The sequence below is a fragment of the Novosphingobium sp. BW1 genome (assembly GCF_008107685.1).
GTDB lineage: Bacteria > Pseudomonadota > Alphaproteobacteria > Sphingomonadales > Sphingomonadaceae > Novosphingobium.
The window spans coordinates 1-381 of the sequence record NZ_VIRF01000010.1; the positions used below are offsets into that span (position 1 = coordinate 1).

Genomic DNA, 381 nt, shown 5'->3' on the forward strand with positions numbered 1-381 from the left:
TATCCGTGGCCTGAACCTGACGGTGAAGGCTGGCGAAGTTGCCGCTATCATGGGGCCGAACGGCTCCGGCAAGTCGACGCTCTCCTATGTGCTGTCCGGCCGCAGCGACTACGAAGTCACAGAGGGCGACATTCTCTACAATGGCGAGAGCATTCTCGAGCTCGATCCGGCCGAACGCGCCGCCAAGGGCATCTTCCTTGCCTTCCAGTACCCCGTCGAAATTCCGGGCGTTGCCACCATGCAGTTCCTGAAGGTGGCGATGAACGAGCAGCGCAAGGCGCGCGGCGAGGACGAGTTGACGACGCCGGACTTCATGCGCCGCGTCAAGGATGCCGCCGGCAAGCTGCAGATCAATACCGAGATGCTGAAGCGGCCGCTGAA

General features: G+C 62.2%; 1 protein-coding gene. It reads left to right on the top strand.

Annotated features, from left to right (window positions below; genetic code table 11):
* The coding region (locus FMM79_RS00050; protein WP_148625007.1) for an ATP-binding cassette domain-containing protein at nucleotides 1-381 on the top strand (381 nt) is incomplete at both ends.